Origin of the sequence: Vibrio sp. Vb2880 (assembly GCF_033337975.1) — a bacterium.
In the GTDB taxonomy this organism is placed as follows: domain Bacteria; phylum Pseudomonadota; class Gammaproteobacteria; order Enterobacterales; family Vibrionaceae; genus Vibrio; species Vibrio alginolyticus.
Window position 1 is genome coordinate 1 of the sequence record NZ_JAWORT010000022.1, and the last position, 19,386, is coordinate 19,386.

The 19,386-nt window shown below is 47.0% G+C and carries 22 protein-coding genes; 12 read left to right on the forward strand and 10 right to left on the reverse strand.

From position 1 onward, the window contains the following. The first annotated feature begins 161 nt into the window (after positions 1 to 161). Entirely contained in the window at positions 162 to 710 is a 549-nt protein-coding gene (locus R7M92_RS19530) for a gamma carbonic anhydrase family protein (protein ID WP_005379096.1), read from the forward strand. Between the two features lie 7 nt (positions 711 to 717). On the opposite strand, the gene R7M92_RS19535 is transcribed toward R7M92_RS19530, so the two are convergent. The 4 genes from R7M92_RS19535 to R7M92_RS19550 all read right to left on the reverse strand — a co-directional run bounded on the left by R7M92_RS19535 (position 718) and on the right by R7M92_RS19550 (position 3,442). Further along, complete coding sequence (locus R7M92_RS19535) at positions 718 to 981, reverse strand: DUF1488 domain-containing protein (protein ID WP_064376867.1); 264 nt, start codon at positions 979 to 981, stop codon at positions 718 to 720. A 3-nt stretch (positions 982 to 984) separates the two neighbouring features. Beyond that, positions 985 to 1,818 (reverse strand): shikimate dehydrogenase, encoded by an 834-nt coding sequence (gene aroE, locus R7M92_RS19540; RefSeq protein ID WP_017821584.1) that lies wholly within the window; start codon positions 1,816 to 1,818, stop codon positions 985 to 987. A 101-nt stretch (positions 1,819 to 1,919) separates the two neighbouring features. Continuing rightward, the gene (gene hemF / locus R7M92_RS19545; RefSeq protein ID WP_065274969.1) at positions 1,920 to 2,837 is read right to left on the reverse strand and encodes an oxygen-dependent coproporphyrinogen oxidase; all 918 of its coding nucleotides are present in this window, start codon (positions 2,835 to 2,837) and stop codon (positions 1,920 to 1,922) included. Between the two features lie 47 nt (positions 2,838 to 2,884). After that, positions 2,885 to 3,442 (reverse strand): L-threonylcarbamoyladenylate synthase, encoded by a 558-nt coding sequence (locus tag R7M92_RS19550; protein ID WP_005379084.1) that lies wholly within the window; start codon positions 3,440 to 3,442, stop codon positions 2,885 to 2,887. 199 nt (positions 3,443 to 3,641) lie between these two features. On the opposite strand from R7M92_RS19550, the gene purE reads away from it, so the two are divergent. Beyond that, positions 3,642 to 4,127 (forward strand): 5-(carboxyamino)imidazole ribonucleotide mutase, encoded by a 486-nt coding sequence (gene purE, locus R7M92_RS19555; RefSeq protein ID WP_005379082.1) that lies wholly within the window; start codon positions 3,642 to 3,644, stop codon positions 4,125 to 4,127. A 4-nt stretch (positions 4,128 to 4,131) separates the two neighbouring features. Beyond that, entirely contained in the window at positions 4,132 to 5,265 is a 1,134-nt protein-coding gene (locus tag R7M92_RS19560) for a 5-(carboxyamino)imidazole ribonucleotide synthase (protein WP_318134058.1), read from the forward strand. Between the two features lie 66 nt (positions 5,266 to 5,331). Here the strand turns inward: R7M92_RS19560 and R7M92_RS19565 are convergent, their stop codons facing one another. From R7M92_RS19565 to R7M92_RS19580, 4 genes are all read right to left on the reverse strand, one after another. Beyond that, positions 5,332 to 5,901, reverse strand: a complete 570-nt coding sequence (locus R7M92_RS19565) for a type I DNA topoisomerase (RefSeq protein WP_017821580.1) — start codon at positions 5,899 to 5,901, stop codon at positions 5,332 to 5,334. 76 nt (positions 5,902 to 5,977) lie between these two features. Then, positions 5,978 to 6,457 carry a DUF494 family protein gene (locus R7M92_RS19570; RefSeq protein WP_005379074.1) on the reverse strand — a complete coding sequence of 160 codons (480 nt, stop codon included), beginning with the start codon at positions 6,455 to 6,457 and terminating at the stop codon, positions 5,978 to 5,980. A 2-nt stretch (positions 6,458 to 6,459) separates the two neighbouring features. Then, positions 6,460 to 7,569, reverse strand: coding sequence for a DNA-processing protein DprA (dprA, locus tag R7M92_RS19575; protein ID WP_053350676.1), 1,110 nt, complete (start codon positions 7,567 to 7,569; stop codon positions 6,460 to 6,462). Then, positions 7,553 to 8,647 carry a LysM peptidoglycan-binding domain-containing protein gene (locus R7M92_RS19580; protein WP_017821578.1) on the reverse strand — a complete coding sequence of 365 codons (1,095 nt, stop codon included), beginning with the start codon at positions 8,645 to 8,647 and terminating at the stop codon, positions 7,553 to 7,555. Before R7M92_RS19580 ends, dprA begins: the two co-directional genes overlap by 17 nt. A gap of 138 nt (positions 8,648 to 8,785) precedes the next feature. Between R7M92_RS19580 and def the strand changes: the two genes are divergently transcribed. From def to R7M92_RS19610, 6 genes are all read left to right on the forward strand, one after another. Then, positions 8,786 to 9,304, forward strand: coding sequence for a peptide deformylase (def, locus tag R7M92_RS19585; protein WP_005379068.1), 519 nt, complete (start codon positions 8,786 to 8,788; stop codon positions 9,302 to 9,304). A gap of 33 nt (positions 9,305 to 9,337) precedes the next feature. Then, a complete protein-coding gene (gene fmt / locus R7M92_RS19590) occupies positions 9,338 to 10,285 on the forward strand; it encodes a methionyl-tRNA formyltransferase (RefSeq protein WP_053308102.1) in 948 nt (315 codons plus the stop codon). Positions 10,286 to 10,365: 80 nt separating this feature from the next. Continuing rightward, positions 10,366 to 11,649, forward strand: coding sequence for a 16S rRNA (cytosine(967)-C(5))-methyltransferase RsmB (gene rsmB, locus R7M92_RS19595; protein WP_158159522.1), 1,284 nt, complete (start codon positions 10,366 to 10,368; stop codon positions 11,647 to 11,649). Positions 11,650 to 11,712: 63 nt separating this feature from the next. Then, positions 11,713 to 13,089, forward strand: a complete 1,377-nt coding sequence (gene trkA, locus R7M92_RS19600; RefSeq protein WP_005379062.1) for a Trk system potassium transporter TrkA — start codon at positions 11,713 to 11,715, stop codon at positions 13,087 to 13,089. A 9-nt stretch (positions 13,090 to 13,098) separates the two neighbouring features. Next, positions 13,099 to 14,544, forward strand: a complete 1,446-nt coding sequence (locus R7M92_RS19605; RefSeq protein WP_318134060.1) for a TrkH family potassium uptake protein — start codon at positions 13,099 to 13,101, stop codon at positions 14,542 to 14,544. Positions 14,545 to 14,570: 26 nt separating this feature from the next. Then, positions 14,571 to 15,155 carry a DUF3157 family protein gene (locus tag R7M92_RS19610; RefSeq protein ID WP_017821574.1) on the forward strand — a complete coding sequence of 195 codons (585 nt, stop codon included), beginning with the start codon at positions 14,571 to 14,573 and terminating at the stop codon, positions 15,153 to 15,155. Positions 15,156 to 15,188: 33 nt separating this feature from the next. Here R7M92_RS19610 and trhA read toward each other — a convergent pair whose 3' ends face one another. Both trhA and R7M92_RS19620 read right to left on the reverse strand, forming a co-directional pair. Further along, positions 15,189 to 15,842, reverse strand: coding sequence for a PAQR family membrane homeostasis protein TrhA (trhA, locus tag R7M92_RS19615; protein WP_025768918.1), 654 nt, complete (start codon positions 15,840 to 15,842; stop codon positions 15,189 to 15,191). Between the two features lie 70 nt (positions 15,843 to 15,912). Continuing rightward, positions 15,913 to 16,719: a sporulation protein gene (locus R7M92_RS19620; RefSeq protein WP_025768919.1), complete on the reverse strand. Its 807-nt coding sequence runs from the start codon at positions 16,717 to 16,719 to the stop codon at positions 15,913 to 15,915. A 296-nt stretch (positions 16,720 to 17,015) separates the two neighbouring features. Here R7M92_RS19620 and R7M92_RS19625 point away from each other — a divergent pair, with 296 nt between their 5' ends. The 3 genes from R7M92_RS19625 (at position 17,016) to ccoG (ending at position 19,346) form a co-directional block, all read left to right on the forward strand. Next, the gene (locus R7M92_RS19625; protein ID WP_005379043.1) at positions 17,016 to 17,183 is read left to right on the forward strand and encodes a hypothetical protein; all 168 of its coding nucleotides are present in this window, start codon (positions 17,016 to 17,018) and stop codon (positions 17,181 to 17,183) included. A 166-nt stretch (positions 17,184 to 17,349) separates the two neighbouring features. Further along, entirely contained in the window at positions 17,350 to 17,616 is a 267-nt protein-coding gene (locus R7M92_RS19630; protein ID WP_005379040.1) for a YihD family protein, read from the forward strand. Positions 17,617 to 17,924: 308 nt separating this feature from the next. Next, entirely contained in the window at positions 17,925 to 19,346 is a 1,422-nt protein-coding gene (ccoG, locus tag R7M92_RS19635; protein WP_005379038.1) for a cytochrome c oxidase accessory protein CcoG, read from the forward strand. The last annotated feature ends 40 nt before the right edge of the window (positions 19,347 to 19,386 follow it).

Consider the following 19,386-nt stretch of genomic DNA (forward strand, 5'->3'; position numbering starts at 1 on the left):
TCAGCGAGGTGGCATTATAGAGATTGCGATCACATTGGCAAGCCCTTTTTCTCGTTTTTTTTGATTTTTTTATCGTTTGGGTGTTTTTTATTCTAAAAGGCGAGTTTTCACTACTATTCTACCTCCATACACCCTGTAATCGCCCTGAATAAGGAAAAAAGATGAGCTCAATGAGAAGCTACAAAGGTATAAAGCCTGAACTTGGTGAGCGTGTTTACGTTGACCCAACCTCTGTTTTAGTCGGTGATATCCGAATTGGCGATGATTCTAGCATTTGGCCATTGGTAGCAGCGCGAGGCGATGTAAACCACATTCACATTGGTGATCGAACGAATATTCAAGATGGCAGTGTTTTGCATGTCACCCATAAGAACGCCGAAAACCCAAACGGCTACCCATTGATTATTGGCAATGACGTTACGATTGGCCACAAAGTGATGCTGCACGGTTGTGAGATCCACGATCGTGTTTTGGTTGGTATGGGAGCTATTGTTTTAGATGCTGTTGTAATTGAGTCAGAGGTGATGATCGGAGCAGGCAGTTTAGTGCCACCTGGGAAAGTATTAGAAAGTGGCTACTTATATGTTGGAAGCCCAGTAAAACAAGCTCGCCCTCTATCAGAAAAAGAACGAGCTTTCTTGCAAAAGTCTGCCAACAACTATGTGCAGAACAAAAACGACTACTTAAATGAAGTAAAAGACTTGAACTAAAGCCCTGTTAACCGATGATGATATAGCCTTCTTCGTTGAAGGCTTCATCTTCTATTAGCTCTTCAGCCATTTCTTCTAGGTCGAATCGGTAATCAGTAAACACTTTAATTGCCGCTTGCTCAGTTTCAATCAGTGAACCACTGAGCTTTTCTAACTTTTGTTTCGTCACAAAGCACTCTATTAGTGCGCCTGATTGTTGCGCCGAAAAGTTTACCGATTGTGATACTTCATCCCATGATTGAATATCTGGGAATAAGATGGATTGATTCATCGCTTATTGACCTTCAAGGTTCTTTCTTAGTTCTCTGAGAATTTGTTTGGCACCAGGACGTAAGCCACGCCAGAGCATAAAGCTTTCCGCAGCCTGCCCAACTAACATTCCAAGACCGTCATACGCATGAGCGGCACCATTCTCTTTTGCCCATAAGTTAAAGCTCGTCACCCCTTTGCCATAAATCATGTCATAGCTTGTACTGTTAGCGGCAAAGATGGAGGATGAAATAGTCGGTAGTTCACCACTAAGAGAAGCGGATGTGGAGTTAATGATGACATCATACTCTTCATCAATACTTGCCATCTCTTTGGCGAGGATAGGACCGTGAGAGACAAACAGCTCTGCGAGCTCCTGTGCTTTACTAAAGGTACGGTTGGTAATGGTTAAAGAGGTCGGCTTTTGATCGAGTAGTGGCTTAATAACACCACGAGCTGCACCACCAGCGCCAATAATTAGGATTCGCGCACCTTCCAATACAACCTGATGCTGAAGCAGATCTTGCACTAAACCTGCACCATCAGTGTTGTCACCGATGATTTCACCATCGTCTAACTTCTTGAGGGTATTTACCGCGCCTGCTAACTGAGCCCGTTCTGTCAATCGACTAGCAAATTGATAAGCATCTTCTTTAAATGGCATAGTGATGTTACACCCCTTGCCACCTTCAGCAAAAAACACCTTCGCCGCGTCAATAAAACCATCAACAGGTGCACTTTCTGCGGTGTACACCAAAGATTGATTAGTTTGACGAGCAAACAAGGTGTGAATGAATGGCGACTTACTGTGTCCGATAGGATTACCAAACACGGCATAGCGATCGATTTGCTGGGTCATTTCCTTACCTTTGTTCCTTATTTAGATATAGAGAAAACAGGGCCACCTGATTACAGATGACCCTATCACTATCTATCTATATAGAAAAGGAGATTCCGTGCTTACCACTCTCGTGGCGTTAGGTATCGCTCGTAAAGTTCAGCTTCTGGCGATCCCGCTTCTGGCTCGTAGCAGTACTCCCAGCGAGCGAGCGGCGGCATTGACATCAGAATCGACTCAGTACGCCCACCACTTTGTAAACCAAATAAGGTACCACGGTCATACACTAAGTTGAACTCTACGTACCGGCCGCGACGATATAGTTGGAATTCACGCTCACGCTCACCATACTCGATCTCTTTACGACGAGAAACGATCGGCAAGTAAGCCTGGCAATAGCCTTCACCGACTGCTTTGATGTAAGCAAAACACTTATCAAATTCCCACTGGTTTAGATCATCAAAGAACAAACCGCCAACACCGCGAGTTTCATTACGATGTGGTAGGAAGAAATATTTGTCACACCATGCCTTATGCTCTTGGTAAACATCGTCACCAAATGGCGCACAAAGCAGTTTTGCAGTGTCGTGCCATGATTGGCAATCTTCTTCAAATGGATAGAACGGCGTTAGGTCAAAACCACCACCAAACCACCAAATTGGGTCTTCGCCATCTTTTTCTGCAATAAAGAAGCGGACATTGGCGTGTGAAGTCGGTACATAAGGGTTTTTAGGGTGAATAACCAAAGAAACACCCATGGCTTCAAAACGACGACCCGCTAGCTCTGGGCGATGCGCTGTCGCTGATGCTGGCATTTCTTTCCCTTCCACATGAGAGAAGTTTACGCCTCCCTGCTCGAAAACAAGGCCATCACGCAAAACACGTGAGCGACCACCGCCACCCAGACGCTCTCCTTTTTCACGTTGCCATGCATCTTCGACAAAGACGGCCTTTCCATCTTCTTGTTCTAACTGCTGACAAATGGAGTCCTGAAGTGACATCAAGAACTGCTTTACGGCGTGCTTATCGATCGCTGACATACGTTATTACCTATTACGTGAAACCTAATGATGGCTGGCTAGCAGGGTTAACCCTGTCTTAATATTTGTGAAGTTTTGGCGTCACGAATCTCGCTGGGTTTATCACGACCGCTGGTCTCGCCACGAAGAATGGCGACCAGCTTATCACCCAACTGCTCTTCGACTTCTTCCGTGGTCATACACGGTGGTAAGCCGGAAAGATTCGCGCTGGTAGAGGTTAACGGCTTTCCGAATGCATTACACATTTTTTGCACCAAAGGATGATCAGTCACACGAACCGCAATTGAATCAAACTGCCCTGAAACCCAGTTGGATACTTTATCGCTAGCTGGCATGATCCAAGTGTATGGGCCTGGCCAAGTGGCATGAACAGTCTGTAATTGTTCTTCAGTCAACTGAGATTCATCAATATAAGGCAAGAGCTGATCATAACTTGCCGCGATGAGAATCAGCCCTTTTTCTACCGGACGCTGCTTGAGCTCTAATAGCTTTTGAATTGCTTCTGGGTTATCTGGATCACATCCGACACCAAAAACCCCTTCTGTTGGATAGGCAATCACTTCGCCTTGCTTGAGTGCGTTGAGCACTTGTTCAAAGTTATCCACCGATTACTTCCTATTTGTTTGACTGTGTTGTTTTCACTAAGTGTACAAATATTCATTCTCAGACACTAAAGCAATTTTTTTATAAAATGTATCAATAGCGCCAACAACAAGACGCAAACGTTTGCTTGAGATAAAAATCCCCGTATAATGCGCACAAATTTATAGCTCACCTAATTTTTGCAGCTTAAAGGAGTTTGAGATGAAAGTCGGTATCATCATGGGTTCTAAATCCGATTGGCCAACCATGAAACTAGCAGCGGACATGCTAGATCAATTTGGCGTGCCTTACGAAACAAAAGTCGTGTCAGCACACCGAACTCCTCAATTACTGGCTGACTACGCCAGTGGCGCAAAAGAACGCGGCATCAAAGTTATCATCGCAGGCGCAGGTGGTGCAGCCCACCTACCAGGTATGGCGGCGGCGTTTACTAGTTTGCCAGTGCTTGGGGTTCCCGTTCAGTCTCGTGCACTGAAAGGTATGGATTCACTGCTTTCTATTGTACAGATGCCAAAGGGAATTGCGGTTGGTACATTGGCGATTGGCGAAGCGGGCGCAGCAAACGCCGGTATCCTAGCTGCGCAAATCCTAGGCACTCATGATGAAAACATCATGGCGAAGGTAGAAGCATTCCGTAATGAGCAAACGGAAACAGTTCTCGCAAATCCAAACCCTGCAGAGGATTAATCAGATGCATGTACTGGTTCTTGGTGCGGGTCAGTTGGCTCGTATGATGTCTCTGGCTGGTGCGCCACTGAATATTCAAATTTCAGCTTACGATGTCAGCAGCGGTGATGTCGTTCACCCTTTAACTCAACAGGTACTTGGCCATGGCTTGGAAAATGCGATTACGCAAGTTGATGTGATTACTGCCGAGTTCGAGCATATTCCACATGACGTGCTCAAGGTTTGCGAAGCGAGCGGCAAGTTCCTACCAAGTACGCAAGCCATCAAAGCAGGTGGTGATCGCCGTATTGAAAAAGCACTGCTTGATGATGCCGGCGTGCGCAACGCGAAATACTACGTCATTGAAACTCGTGAAGACTTTGACCGCGCAATTGAACACGTTGGTATGCCAATGGTTCTGAAAAGTGCATTAGGTGGTTACGATGGTAAAGGCCAATGGCGCTTAAAAGAAGCTTCTCAAGTCGACGACATTTGGACTGAGATGTCGGAGTGCATCGCGGCAACACCAACTCAAGCGATTGTTGCTGAAGAGTTTGTTCCTTTTAACCGCGAAGTATCACTGGTTGGTGCTCGAAGCAAAGATGGCAGTGTGGAAGTGTACCCTCTGGCAGAGAACGTCCACACCAACGGTGTATTGAGTCTTTCTACTGCGATTGATGCGCCAGGGTTACAGGAACAAGCAAAGCAAATGTTCACGTCAGTCGCAGATAGCCTAGATTACGTTGGCGTATTAGCGCTTGAGTTCTTTGATGTCGATGGGGCACTTTTAGTGAATGAGATTGCTCCACGCGTGCACAACTCTGGTCACTGGACACAGCAAGGTGCAGAAACGTGTCAGTTTGAAAACCATCTGCGCGCAGTGTGCGGCTTACCATTAGGCAGTACGAAATTAGTTCGTGAAACCTCAATGATCAATATTCTTGGTGAAGACACACTACCAGAAGCATTGTTATCAATGGATGGTTGCCACCTTCATTGGTATGGCAAAGAGAAACGTGCAGGTCGCAAGATGGGACACATCAACGTGTGTGGCGACTACCCAGGAGAATTGCACCGTAGGCTGTGCGCTCTGGCAGACATCTTAGACCCAATAGCTTTCCCAGCCGTGCAAGCGTTCGCTAAACAGCCTCAACACTAACGTTTGGCAGCAAAAAAATAAAAAAAGGGTCGCACGATGCGACCCTTTTTAATTCCTTTGATGTATTTACCCTTGTTGGGTGTGCTGGCACTTACGGTTGGCACATTGCAATTTCACACCACTGGCGAGTTTCTTCTCCACCAACAAAGTAAAACCACATTCTTCGCATCGCCCCTTGACCGGAGCAAGGTTCACAGCAAATTTGCATTTAGGGTAGTTATCACACGCGTAGAAGGTTTTGCCAAATCGGGTTTTACGCTCAACCAAATGTCCTTTGCCACATTCAGGGCAAGCGTGTTGCTCTTGTGACTGCGCCTCTGGCTCTGGTTGATTAATCGACTCAATATGATGACAAGCCGGGTAATGGCTACAACCAACGAACATACCGTAGCGCCCTTGGCGGAGAACCAACTCATTGCCACACTCAGGACAAGGCACACCCAACTCTTTCACGATGTGACCATCATTGCTGTGTAGCGGTTTAATGTAATCACAGCTTGGGTAATGGTTACAGCCGAGAAATGGGCCATGTTTTCCGTGCTTGAGAGTCAGCTCACCACCACATTTTGGACACGGCTCGTGCTCCAAAGCGTGTTCATGGGCAGAGAAAAGGGTGTTGTCGATTTTACTACTCATACTTACCGTTTCGTGAAAAACACACAAGAAGACAAGCTCGCGTTTATTCTGGCTAAACTCGAACTTGCCCAGATGGTTAGTGAAGAATCCCTTGTTCCTTGGTGTACAACAGCTCTTCCATTAGCGTGTAAGCGTTTTCGTTGCCAGGCACATTAAACAGCACCATCAGAATGATCCATTTGAGGTCTTCAAGCTCAAACTCACTCGTTTCTAATCCCATCACTCGGTCAATCACCATTTCGCGAGTTTCTGTGGTTAACACATTGATTTGCTCGAGAAACAATAGAAATCCTCGGCATTCCAAATCTAAACGCTGCATCTCTTTCGCTGTGTAGATACGAGTTGATGACGAAGCCATGCAAGTCGAGATTGCAGAAGAGGTGTCACTTTGCTGCAATGCGGCAAGCTCTTCTAACCAGACAAGGGCTTTGTAGATATCTTTTTGTTGGAAGCCAGCACGAAGCAACTCTTCTTCCAACTCGTCTTGTTCGACCTGTAACTCTGCATCGCTATGGATGTAGGTTTCGAATAGATACATCAGTATATCCATCATCATAGCTAGCCCCTCCCCTTTCGAATATAGCCACCTGAAACCGCAACGACATGCCCAGAGAGTTCTAACTCTAAGAGCTGCATCATGACTTCTTGGACAGGTATATTGGTCCTGTTTGCAAGAATATCAACCGGTGTAGCTTCACTTCCTACGTTAGCTAACAGCTGAGGAAATGGCAATTCTTCTTCATCATTTAACGTAGAAAATAAATCGGTACTCTGATTAATAGACCAATCAAGCAAGGACTGTATTTCATCTAAGACATCTTTCGTCTTTTCTACGAGGCAAGCGCCATGACGTATCAACTGGTTTCCACCGCAGGCATTGGGGGCATTGATTGACGCTGGCAGCGCAAATACTTCTCGACCTTGCTCAAGCGCGTAACGAGCTGTAATTAACGAGCCGCTCTTTTTCGCCGCCTCGACGACCAGTACACCAAGCGATAATCCACTAATAATACGATTACGACGCGGGAAGTTTTCTGGGCGCGGCTTGGCATTAGGCCGAAACTCAGACACCAAAGCCCCATGTTCAATAACACGTTGCGCTAAACCACGATGACGTGCCGGATAAATATTTTCTAAGCCAGATCCTAGCACCGCAATCGTCTTACCACCCGCTTGCAACGCACCATCATGCGCATGACCATCAATGCCTAAAGCGAGACCACTGGTGACAATAAAATCGTGCTGAACAAACTCTGCAGCAAACTGACGTGCATGCTGTAATCCATCAATACTCGCATTTCGACTGCCAACCATCGCGATTTGTGGCTGAGAAAGACAAGTAGGGTTTCCTTGAACAAAAAGTAGAGGTGGCGGTGCAACGATTTGTTTGAGTTGAGGTGGATAACGCGGGTCAGTCAGTGTCAGGATATGATGGTTTGTAGAAGCCTCAAGCCAGCTTAAACAAGCATCGACTTCTTTATCTGTTGAAGCCCAAGCTTGAATTTGCTTAGTTGTTAACCCAAGTTGTTGTAGCTGTTCAGGAGAGAAGTTTACGATGTTACGTGGCGTGTCTCTTGCCAGTAGCTTATTCATTTTGACGCCGCCAATGCCTGGTAAACAACTCAGTTTTAACCAGGCAGCGAGATCATCGTTATTTCGTCGATTCATCGATGGTTAATTCGTCCGCCAACGGTGACACCACCGAAATATCTTGGTTAATGGGTTTCGTACTGTTAGTGATCAGTGCCAAGCTAAAGTACTCATAAGGACGAATGACCAGCAACTCACCAACTTTGCTTTGAGGCAAAGTGATTTTCTTATCAAGCACGCCAAACTCTTTCTTGAACTCATCGCCGTCTTTGTAAACTGGGTGCGCGTCTTCTTTTAAATCAAACACACTGCCTTGCTTGAGATTGTCTGACGTGCCTTTATCAATCACCACGACTTGGTTAGTTGAACTAAAGCGAATACCTTCGATATTACCTAGCAACTTTGCAGAACTGCCTTGTGGCGACGGCAGCGGATAGAACGTAGTCGTGAAGTCAGTATTCTCAACCGATTGATTTGGCAACGCGATATCGTTACGTAGGATTTCTTGCATTTGCGATGTAAGCTTCAAACCTGAATAATCACTCGAAGCTTCAACGAGCTCGCCTTTGGCAATCAAACGCAGCGCGGTAATCTCTTCGGACACATCGTCACGCGAAAAGGTAGCTACTGGTCGGTAAATAGCCCAACCTGTCGCGGTCTGATTGCCATTGATATACAGCACATCTTCTGCAGTCAGATACTTACTGCCTTTGCTGCTACCCATCACTTTTGCTGCTCTGTTCAACGAATCTTTATCTAGCAACCGATCCGATTTGAGGTAAGGCATCACCAAACCTTCCGCGACCGTTGGTACGGCTTTCTTTTCTGTGATGCGAGCTTTCGGGCTCAGCTTCTTAACCGGTTTTAGGCTCAACACGGGCTGACCGTTAATCCACACCAAAGACAGCTTGTCTCCAGGATAAATTAAATGAGGGTTGTCGATTTCCGGGTTTACTTGCCATAAACGAGGCCACAACCACGGGCTATCCAAGTACATGGCCGAAATATCCCATAGCGTATCGCCCTTCACGACTACATACGTTTGTGGCGCATCATCTTTAACTGTCAGTGGGTTCGCATCCACATTTGCTACAGCGTTGAAAGAGAAAAGTAACGGCAACGTAACACTGGCAACGTTGCGGAAAATTCGATTCATGACCCTCGTCCTTGGTCTATTAAGCAGGAACCAGAATGGAAATTGGTGCAAGGATGCTGTCATTTAGGCTATAAAATGTCTAGAATTGAGCCAACAAGGTTTGTGCTGTTTCGGCACAGTTCAATATTTCGAGTGAATATGTCTGTATTACAAGTATTAACATTCCCGGATGATCGCCTGCGCACAGTCGCAAAGCCTGTTGAAGCGGTGACACCTGAGATTCAAAAAATCGTCGATGACATGATTGAAACCATGTACGACGAAGAAGGTATTGGCCTTGCTGCAACGCAGGTTGATATTCACAAACGTATCGTAGTGATTGATATTTCAGAAACTCGCGATGAGCCGATGGTGCTAATCAACCCTGAGATTCTGGAAAAGCGTGGCGAAGATGGCATCGAAGAAGGCTGTCTGTCGGTACCAGGTGCACGCGCACTTGTGCCTCGCGCTGCAGAAGTTACCGTTAAAGCACTGGATCGTGATGGCAAAGAGTTCACCTTTGAAGCCGACGACCTGCTAGCGATTTGTGTTCAACACGAGCTTGATCACCTACAAGGTAAGCTATTCGTGGATTACCTATCACCACTGAAACGCAAACGCATTCAGGACAAGCTAGCAAAAATCAAACGCTTTAACGAGAAGCAGCAAAACGCTTAATCTCGAACCATCCCAATTAGAAGGAAGTCTACCTTGAGTCAGTCTTTACGTATTGTCTTTGCAGGTACTCCGGATTTCGCCGCCCGTCACTTGGCGGCGTTGTTGTCTTCGGAGCATGAAGTCATCGCGGTTTACACAAACCCAGATCGTCCAGCGGGTCGTGGCAAAAAATTGGCTGCGCCACCGGTAAAACAACTGGCGCTAGAACACAATATCCCGGTTTACCAACCTGAAAGCTTTAAGTCCGACGAAGCGAAACAAGAACTTGCCGATCTGAACGCCGACCTCATGGTTGTCGTGGCGTACGGTATGCTGCTGCCACAAGCGGTTCTTGATACCCCTAAACTGGGTTGTATCAACGTACATGGTTCTATCCTACCTCGTTGGCGTGGTGCGGCTCCAATCCAACGCTCTATTTGGGCGGGCGATGCAGAAACTGGCGTGACCATCATGCAGATGGACATCGGTCTCGACACTGGTGATATGCTGAAGATTGCAACTCTGCCAATCGAAGCGACAGATACCAGCGCTTCAATGTACGAAAAATTGGCTGAGCTTGGTCCAGAAGCCCTGATTGACTGCCTAGCAGACATTGCTGCGGGTAAAGCAGTGCCAGTGAAGCAAGACGATGAGCTAGCGAACTATGCGAAAAAACTCAGCAAAGAAGAAGCACGCATCAACTGGAACGACGATGCGGCGCACATTGAGCGCTGCGTTCGTGCATTTAACCCATGGCCAATGAGCCACTTTGAGGCGGCAGAAAACAGCATCAAAGTATGGCAAAGCCGTGTGGCAGAGCAAACCAGTGACAAGCCAGCCGGCACCATCGTGCAAGCAGATAAAACCGGTATTTATGTTGCGACAGGCGACGGCGTACTGGTGCTAGAGCAACTGCAAGTTCCTGGCAAAAAAGCCATGTCAGTTCAGGATATTCTGAATTCGCGTGCGGCTTGGTTTGAAGTTGGCACTCTGCTGGTTTAAGCCATACTAGGGGTTATTATCCCCAATTATACGAACTTTTAGAGGGCAGAGATGCCCTCCTTTACTTTAAGGTACTCATCATGAATGTTCGCGCTGCGGCTGCTAACGTCCTGTATCTTGTCGTCGACAAGGGCCACTCACTTTCAAGCGCTCTTCCAGCGGCTCAACAAACGGTACGACCTCGTGACCATGCTCTGCTACAAGAGATTTGTTACGGTGCGCTACGTTACCTACCTCGCCTAGAAATGATCGCAAACCAGTTGATGGATAAGCCGCTCAAAGGCAAACAACGTGTATTCCATCACCTAATTCTGGTTGGTATTTACCAACTGAGCTTCATGCGTATTCCTGCGCACGCAGCTGTCGGTGAAACAGTTGAAGGCACTAAAGAGCTGAAGGGTCCTCGTCTGCGTGGTTTGATTAACGCTGTATTGCGTAACTACCAGCGCAACCAAGAAGAACTCGACCAAATGGCCGTCAGCAACAACGCTGGCAAGTACGGTCACCCAAGCTGGTTACTAAAACTGCTGCAAGAGGCCTACCCACAGCAATGGGAAAGCATAGTTGAAGCGAACAACCAAAAAGCACCAATGTGGCTCCGTGTAAATCACCAACACCACACTCGTGATGAATACCTTGCGCTGCTCAAAAATGAAAACATTGATAGCACGCCACACACAGAAGCAATGGACGCCATAAAATTGGCCGCACCATGTGACGTGATGAAGCTACCTGGTTTTGATAAAGGTTGGGTTTCGGTACAAGATGCGGCAGCACAGCTCTCGATCAACTATCTAAAACCACAAGACGGCGAACGGATTTTAGATTGCTGTGCTGCGCCAGGTGGCAAGACGGCGCACATTCTAGAGCGCACGTCGGGCAGTGAAGTGGTCGCGATTGACTGCGACGACACACGCTTGAAACGTGTGCATGAAAACCTGAAGCGTCTCAACCTTCAGGCAAAAGTGGTTTGCGGTGATGCGCGTAATCCACAAGAATGGTGGCAAGGCGAGCAATTTGATCGCATTTTGCTGGATGCCCCATGTTCTGCGACTGGCGTGATTCGTCGTCACCCAGACATCAAATGGCTACGTCGTGCAGACGACATCGCCGCATTAGCAGAGCTGCAAAGTGAAATTTTTGATGCCATGTGGACGCAACTGAAGCCCGGCGGCACCATGGTTTACGCGACTTGTTCAATCACACCGCAAGAAAACGTGGAGCAAGTAAAAGCGTTTTTAGCACGTACCGCGGATGCGCAACTGCTGGATTCTGATCCCGACCAGCCTGGTCGTCAAATTCTACCAGGCGAAGAAGATATGGATGGTTTCTACTACGCAGTACTAACTAAAACACACGCGTAACAGCATGCTAAATAGGGCGATTGAAGTGATTTCAATCGCCTTTTTCAGATACGAGAAAAGAGTATGAAGATCATTATTCTTGGTGCAGGTCAGGTTGGCGGCACACTGGCAGAAAACCTAGTGGGTGAAAACAACGACATCACCATCGTCGACAATAATGCCGACCGACTGCGTGAATTGCAGGACAAATACGACCTACGTGTGGTCAATGGCCATGCGAGCCATCCAGACGTGCTACACGAAGCTGGCGCGCAAGACGCCGATATGCTCGTCGCAGTAACCAACACTGATGAAACCAACATGGCCGCCTGTCAGGTCGCGTTCACTCTATTCAATACCCCAAACCGCGTTGCGCGTATTCGCTCTCCAGAATACTTGGCAGAAAAAGAAGCCCTGTTTAAATCTGGCGCTATTCCTGTTGATCACCTTATCGCACCAGAAGAACTCGTTACGAGCTACATCGAACGTCTGATCCAATACCCAGGCGCGCTGCAAGTGGTGAGCTTTGCTGAACAGAAAGTCAGCCTAGTGGCGGTGAAAGCCTACTATGGTGGCCCGCTGGTGGGTAATGCGCTGTCTGCTTTGCGTGAGCACATGCCGCACATCGATACCCGTGTGGCGGCTATTTTCCGCCAGGGTCGCCCGATTCGCCCACAAGGCACCACGATTATTGAAGCCGACGATGAAGTGTTCTTCGTTGCAGCAAGTAATCATATTCGCTCAGTGATGAGTGAGCTTCAGCGTCTAGAAAAACCGTACCGCCGCATTATGATTGTTGGCGGGGGTAACATCGGCGCAAGCTTGGCTAAACGCCTAGAGCAAACTTACAGCGTGAAGCTGATTGAGCGTAACTACCAGCGTGCAGAAAAGCTCTCTGAGCAACTAGAAAACACCATCGTGTTCTGCGGTGATGCGGCAGACCAAGAGCTTCTCTCGGAAGAGAACATCGACCAAGTCGACGTCTTCATCGCGCTGACCAACGAAGATGAAACCAACATCATGTCTGCAATGTTGGCAAAACGCATGGGCGCTAAAAAAGTGATGGTGCTGATCCAACGTGGCGCTTATGTAGACCTGGTACAAGGCGGCGTAATTGATGTAGCAATCTCACCTCAGCAAGCCACTATTTCAGCCTTGCTAACGCACGTTCGTCGCGCTGATATCGTAAACGTATCCTCACTTCGCCGCGGCGCTGCGGAAGCGATTGAAGCCGTCGCTCACGGTGATGAAAGTACATCTAAAGTGGTTGGACGTGCGATTGGAGATATAAAACTTCCACCTGGGACCACCATTGGTGCTATCGTTCGTGGCGAAGAAGTTCTTATTGCCCACGACCGTACGGTCATCGAACAGGATGACCATGTGGTGATGTTCCTGGTCAACAAAAAATACGTATCAGACGTCGAAGCGCTATTCCAGCCGAGTCCATTCTTCCTCTAGGATTTTCCTATGGTCAACTTACGTCCCGTACTGTTTGTTATCGGGCTAGTTTTATCCAAACTGGCCCTGTTTATGTACGTGCCGACTTTGGTCGCTTTCTTTACCGGTACGGGGGGATTCCTCGATTTCGCCCAAGCCGTTGTGATCACGCACCTTGCCGCCTTCATCTGCCTAACGATAGGTCGAACCGCCAAGTTCAAACTCAGCGTACGCGATATGTTCCTCATCACCAGTTTGGTTTGGACCATCGCGAGTGCGTTTGCCGCTTTGCCATTTGTGTTTATCAACCACATCAGCTTCACCGACGCCTACTTCGAAACGATGTCGGGTATCACCACGACGGGCTCAACGGTGCTCAGTGGCCTAGACAACATGGCGCCGAGCATATTGTTGTGGCGCTCTATTTTACAGTGGCTTGGTGGCATTGGTTTTATCGTGATGGCGGTAGCAGTGCTACCTATGCTGAATGTCGGTGGTATGAAGCTATTCCAAACCGAATCATCAGATTGGTCGGATAAAAGTAGTCCAAGAGCGAAAACGGTCGCCAAAAACATCGTAGCGGTTTATTTGATGCTAACAGGCCTATGTATTTTGGGCTACTTGATCACCGGCATGAACCTGTTCGAAGCAATCAACCATGCCTTTACTACGCTATCGACGGGTGGATACTCTACATCTGATGGGTCAATGAACCACTTCTCTAATGGCGCACATTGGGTGGCCACTACCTTTATGTTCTTAGGTGGTTTGCCGTTTTTGCTCTTTATCGCCGCATTACGTAAACGCCATATTGATGTGTTGGTTAACGACGCTCAAGTTAGAGGATTTGCGTACCTGTTCGTATTCTCAAGCTTAGTGATTTCAGCTTGGCTAGTGATTCGAGATGGGTACACCATTTTGGATGCCCTGCGAGTGTCGATGTTTAATATTGTCTCTGTCGTCACCACAACTGGCTTTGGCTTAGAAGACTTCACCGCATGGGGCGCATTACCCACTACTCTTTTCGCATTCTTAATGATGGCGGGAGCATGCTCAGGATCAACGTCTGGCGGGATCAAAATCTTCCGCTTCCAAATTGCGATGACGCTGCTAAACAAACAAATGATGAAGTTGATTCACCCTTCAGGGGTGTTTGTACAGCGTTATAACCAGCGACCGGTGAATGATGATATTGTTCGCTCAGTGGTGGCATTTGGCTTGATGTTTTTTATCACCATTATCTTTATCGCGGGTTGTTTAAGTGCACTTGGCCTCGACCCTGTGACCAGTATTTCTGGCTCAATCACCGCCGTTGCCAATGTTGGCCCTGGTATGGGCAGTGTGATTGGCCCGACAGGCAACTTCGCGCCTCTGCCCGATACTGCCAAATGGCTCTTAAGCTTTGGGATGTTAATGGGCCGCTTGGAAATTCTGACTATTCTTGTACTGTTCTTTCCTGCGTTTTGGCGCCGCTAAGCAGACTCTAATTAAAAGGTATAACAATGAAAACATGGATTACTCTGGCGACCCTACTTGCCGCCTCATCCACATACGCCGCCGAGGTCATCACTTTAGCCGATGGTCGAGAAGTGAAGTTGAACGATGACTTTACCTGGGAATACGTCATGAAAAAAACGGCGCAGCAAGCGACGGAGACACAAACAACAGCAAGCGTAGTTGAAACAATCGCAGCTCCTGCGATTGCGACAATCCCAGTGATAACGAAAACCGTTGGCACGACCGTGGTGGTAAACGCCAAAAAGCCAACCATGCAGCTATCAGATTCAGGTGTGGATGTATTGATTGGTTCAGCAAGCTATCAAAGCGGTGAGCTTGTTTTACCTACATCAATCACTAACCAAAGCTCTCAATCTGTCATTCAAGTGGAAGTTGAGGTGCAAGTGTTTGATATGTCTGGTCAGCAACTGGCAAAAGAAAACGTGACTGTTTGGCAATCCATCAAGCGCATGGCGGATACCTACCTGCGACCTCAGCAAGCGGAGCAAGGTAAGAGCATTAAATTGGCTGTACCGCAATCACAGCAATACCAGTTTTCTGCCAAAGTGCTAGAGGTAAAAACTCGCTAATACGTGTTTAATATTCTTTGTTGAGCCTATCGGCTAGATAGGCTCAACAAAGTAATAAATAGCAAAGAAATGGCACACGCAGCCAGCCAAAACAAAGCCGTGCCAAATCGCATGGTTAAAGGGAATGCGCTTCGCAACGTAGAAAATCACGCCCAGTGAATACACAACTCCACCAGCAGCAAGCAGTGTAAGTCCGCCGACATCCAAGTTGATCGCCAACTGATAAATCACAATCAACGATAACCATCCCATCACCAAATACGTCATCAAAGAAAGCTTTTTAAATCGATAGACGAACGCAACTTTCATGATGATGCCGATCAACGCAATGCTCCAAATAACGATCATCAACCCAAATGCTAGAGGTGTTCTTAAGCTGACTAACAAGAAAGGGGTATAGCTGCCTGCTATCAAAAGATAAATAGCACAGTGGTCGAAGGTTTTTAGCCAACGTTTCGCTTTGGGATGAGGGATCGCATGATAGAGCGTCGAGGCCAAAAATAGCACGATAATACTCGCACCATAAATCGCCATACTGGTAAGCGTTAAAGTGTCAGCTTGATGGTCTATGGCTTTAACTAACAGCAGTATCAAGCCAACAATACCAAAAATCATCCCTATACCGTGGGTGATGGTATTGGCCAGTTCTTCACGTTGACTGTATTGAGGTTTCTGCAGCTCGGACATCAATGCGCCTATACTAGAGTTTGAAATTTGCTCTAGTATGGCACATTAGGCTTACACGTGTAAGCTTAAATTAAGACTCATGAACGGCAGTAGTTTGATCGAGATAATTGAGTACCAGTTCGCCAACTTGATCTGGCTTAGTCGTGGCAGGAATGGTCAGCTCTCGCTTGAGTTTGCCACTACTCAGTAAGCTCGCGAGCATGCCACCTTGCCCCTTGCGTGTGCGGTCAACTTCAAACCACAACTTGAGCTCTTGCTCACTGCGGTGGGCAACAAATTCTAATTCGCGCCACACGCCGTGGTAAGGTCCGTCGGTTGGCACCAGTTCAAACTCTTGCACAAATGGTAGATCGAATCCTTTCACTTCCTCGCATTCCACCTGGCGAATTCGTAAACCTTGCGCTTCAAATGCAGATAGTACCGCATCCATCAGTGGATCAGGTCGAACGGTGAGGATGTCTTTATCAGTCGGATCCAAAGCAGCGGCAACGTCTAAGCCGGTTTCTAACCATACTTTGGCATCACCAATGGTGATAGGCGTGTTCCAAGGCACATCGAGCTTAACATCGAAGGTACGCTCTTCGCCGGAATGGATGGTAAATGCGTAAGGGAGACTCCACTTAGCAAGCACATGAGTTTGAGGTACTCGGCGCATGCTGTGTCCTTCTCGCGCACCACGGTCATCAGGGGCTTCTGCGATGTAGCGGCAACAGAGTTTTAAATCAATGTTGTCGATCGCTTGTTCAGTCGCACCACCATATACATGGATCGACACATCCACACTTTGACCTGGGTATAGCACGTCTTGGTTTAAGATTGAGTCGACCTTCGCGCTCCCAATCCCAAAACTGGCAAGTGTCTTCTTCAAAAATGACATAGGCACCTCCTTCATCGAGATCTCATACTACTACTGCTGATCGTGGGATCAAACAAAAATTGCCTCGAACATCGCGACAAAATGACAAAATCTAAACAATTCAATTGCTCAACTATCGACCAATTATTACAAGGATGCTAATCTTACACTTGATATGCATGCATATCGGTATTCCTGACTCATTAACTGGATTGGCGAGAGCCAGAAGAGTGATTCTTCAATCTTGTTGGAGCCTAGCTCATAATGATTCAGGCCATTACATCGGCAATGGATATGCCTGACAGTTAGGTAAATTAATGCGCCCAACAACAGTCAGGTTCGCACACACTAATACTAGTGCAATGCGCCGCCGCAGTGGCTTTACTACTGCACCAAAGGCAAAGCAAGTTGCGCCAGCAATGACATTGGTTGAGAAGACAGCAATGATGTCGAGTGTTCCGGCCAAAGTTATCAAAGCAGCTTAATCAAAAGCGCGGCGCCAGCTGCGCTTTTTTCTTTGCGCGCTACTCATAAAACTTCAAAGACTTAGAACAAACCACGGTGAAAGAGATCGTTTTTCCTATTTGGTCTTAGCAAAGCAATTTGGTACCTTTACTGCTAATTACACCTATAAATTCTGTGGAGAAAGAAATGAAGTGTCATCGCATTGAAGAGCTGCTTGAGCTACTAGAGCCTGAATGGCATAAAGATCAAGAGCTGAACCTCTTGCAGTTCATCGTTAAGCTGGCAAAAGAAGCAGGCTATAAAGGAAAGCTAGAAGATCTGACCGACGATGTACTGATCTACCACCTTAAAATGCGTAATAGCAGCAAAGATGAAATGATCCCTGGACTCAAAAAAGACCAAGAGGACGATTTTAAAACGGCGATCCTACGCGCTCGTGGCATCATCAAATAACCAGCTCAACAGCCAGTATTCTTTAAGCGACTCTCCCTGTGAGTCGCTTTTTTATAACCAAAGTTTTTAGTCCCACAATTGGTTATAACTGTTCAGCCAATTATCAGGTTAACTGTACTGATTTTTGTTGTTAAACATTGACTGCGTTAAAGAAACGGAATTGTTATTGATTGTATAATCGCCGTTCATCAGTATTTACTAAAATAATTATGTTCGGTCATCTTTATGACGGAACGAGCAGCAATGTCATCGAGCGACATCAATAGAAATGACGCCGTACATTATAAAAGCCTAAGAAGGATGAGTGCATGAGTCAGGACAAGATCGATATCAAAGATGTGACTCCTAAAACCTATAATCCCAAAACCCATAAAGGAAACGGGGATCGGTTTAACCCAAGTAATCGCATCTATGTACGCGAAAGCAAAGGGACTTACCAGAAACTACGTCGTTACGGTGGTTGGTTCTTACTACTTCTCTTCGCTTTGATACCGTGGATCCCTTACGGTGAACGTCAAGCGATCTTGCTTGATATTGGCAACCAGCAGTTCAACTTTTTCGGTACCACCCTGTACCCACAAGATCTTACCCTACTCGCCTTGCTGTTTGTGATCGCGGCGTTTGGGTTGTTCTTTATTACCACCTTCTTAGGTCGGGTTTGGTGTGGCTATCTCTGCCCACAAACCGTCTGGACCTTCATGTATATCTGGTTTGAAGAGAAGCTCGAAGGTAGTGCCAATAAACGCCGTAAACAAGACTCCAATAAGCTGACGGCGAATTTAGCGATGCGTAAAGCCGTCAAACATATAGCTTGGTTTGCCATTGCACTCGCCACTGGTTTTACTTTTGTTGGCTACTTCGTACCAATGAAGCAATTGGTTATCGACTTTTTCACCTTTAACGCCAACTTCTGGCCCGTCTTTTGGGTAATGTTCTTTGCCATTTGTACTTATGGTAATGCTGGTTGGATGCGTTCCATCATGTGTATTCACATGTGTCCTTACGCGCGCTTCCAGTCTGCCATGTTTGATAAAGACACCTTCATCGTTGGCTACGATGCAAAACGTGGGGAAAAACGTGGCCCACGTCCGCGTAAAGCCGATCCAAAGCAGCTTGGTTTGGGTGATTGTATTGATTGTGATTTGTGTGTGCAGGTGTGCCCAACAGGTATCGATATTCGTGACGGCTTGCAGTATGAATGTATCAACTGTGGCGCCTGTATTGATGCGTGTGACAACACCATGGATCGCATGGGCTACGAGAAAGGCCTAATTAGTTACACCACCGAGCATCGCTTATCGGGTAAGAGTACCAAAGTCATGCGTCCGAAACTGCTAGGCTATGGTGCCGTACTACTCGTCATGGTCGGTCTTTTCTTTGCCCAAATTGCAGCGGTAGACCCAGCCGGCATGAGTGTTATTCGCGACCGTAACCAACTGTTCCGCGTTAATAGCTCGGGAGAAGTAGAAAACACCTACACCCTCAAGGTGATCAACAAAACTCAGCAAGTGCAAGAGTACTCGTTGGATGTTGAAGGGCTATCCGATGTAAGCTGGTATGGTAAGCAGACAATTCAGGTCCAGCCAGGTGAGGTATTGAACCTGCCAATGAGTCTTGGTGCCGATCCTGACAAGCTAAACTCTGCGATTACGACAATTCAGTTTATACTCACCGATAAGAGCAACGAATTCACCATTGAAGTGGAAAGCCGATTTATCAAGAAGCTATAACTTCGATGACTAATGGAAAAAGGCTCAGTAATGAGCCTTT